This window comes from Roseateles sp. P5_B10 (genome assembly GCF_056400485.1).
Genome location: NZ_JBFULE010001083.1, coordinates 1 through 1,463 on the forward strand (window position 1 = coordinate 1; position 1,463 = coordinate 1,463).

Genomic DNA, 1,463 nt, shown 5'->3' on the forward strand with positions numbered 1-1,463 from the left:
CAACCCACCTTGGACGCTGCACAACCACAAGGGCGATCACCAGTCGCTGCGCCCGGCCGCCGAATGCAAGCCCATCAGCTACCCCAAGCCCGATGGCAAGCTGACCTTCGACCGCCTCTCATCGGTGTTCATCTCCAACACCAACCACGAGGAAAACCAGCCCGCCCACCTGACGCTGAAGAACAACTCGGTGCCGGTGCAGGTCAACCTCGCCAAGTACGCAGGCCCCGAGAGCCGCTACTGCCCGGCAGGCGTCTACGAGTTCGTGCCCAATGAGGCCGGCRGCGGCGAGCGGCTGCAGATCAACGCGCAGAACTGCGTGCACTGCAARACCTGYGACATCAARGACCCRACRCARAACATCGTSTGGGTCACGCCCGARGGCGGYGGCGGGCCGAACTACGCGGGCATGTAAGCCCTCTTGCAATGCAAGCACCCTGGCCGATAGACTGTTTTTTCATACAGCCATCAGCCAGGAGTCGGCGTGAGCAACGGAACCATCAGGGTCGGTATCGGCGGCTGGAATTTCGAGCCCTGGCGCGACAACTTCTATCCCAAGGGCTGGCCGCAGGCCCGTGAGCTGGAATATGCGAGCCAACGCCTCACGGCCATCGAGATCAACAGCACCTACTACGGCGCGCAGAAGCCCGCCACCTTCGCCAAGTGGCGCGATACGGCACCCGCCGGCTTCATGTTCTCGCTCAAGGCCATCCGCTTCGCGACCCAGCGCCGCGTGCTGGCCGACGGGGCGGACTCCATCAAGCGCTTCATCGACAGCGGCATCGCCGAACTCGGCGACAAGCTCGGCCCCATCGTCTGGCAGTTGGCGCCGACGCACCGCTTCGACGCTGGCGATCTGACGGCCTTCCTGGAACTGCTGCCTGCTCAAGTCGATGGCCTGAAGCTGCGCCATGCACTGGACGTGCGCCATGCCAGCTTCCAGTGCCCCGAATACCTCGCGCTGGCCCGCCAGTACAAGGCCGCGACGGTGTTCACCGAGTCCGACGACTACCCGCCGATTGCCGAGCCGACGGGCGACTTCGTCTACACGCGCATCATGCGCACGCACTCGGAAGAGGCGCTGGGCTGCAAGCCCGAGGTCTTCCCGCAACTGGCCGGGTCGGCGCGCATCTGGAGCGAGGGCGGCGAGCCCGAGGGCGTGCCGCGCATCGAACCCGTACCCACGGCGAGCACGGCGCCGCGCGATGTCTTCGTCTACTTCATCAGCGGTGCCAAGGAGCGGGCGCCGCATGCCGCGATGGCGCTGCGCCGGGCGCTGGGCGAAGAGGTCCCTGTCTAGGCCTCCAATCGCGTCATCCATTCAGCCGTAGCGCGTTCTTCGGCCCGCTCGGAGGCCGCGAGCGCCTCGCGAATGCGCTGGCGTTCCACCGCCGCGCGGTTCTGGCTCATCTTGAGCTTGAGTTCCCAGCGCGTCACGCGGATGCGAAAGCCGACGATGGCAC

2 protein-coding genes are annotated in these 1,463 nt (G+C 65.9%); both read left to right on the top strand.

Going from position 1 to position 1,463, the window contains the following annotated elements:
* On the top strand, positions 1-415 hold a 415-nt coding region (locus tag AC1DU6_RS31015; protein ID WP_477861961.1), incomplete at its 5' end, for a 4Fe-4S dicluster domain-containing protein.
* Positions 416-484: 69 nt separating this feature from the next.
* Complete coding sequence (locus AC1DU6_RS31020; protein ID WP_457324877.1) at positions 485-1,300, top strand: DUF72 domain-containing protein; 816 nt, start codon at positions 485-487, stop codon at positions 1,298-1,300.
* Positions 1,301-1,463: the final 163 nt, after the last annotated feature.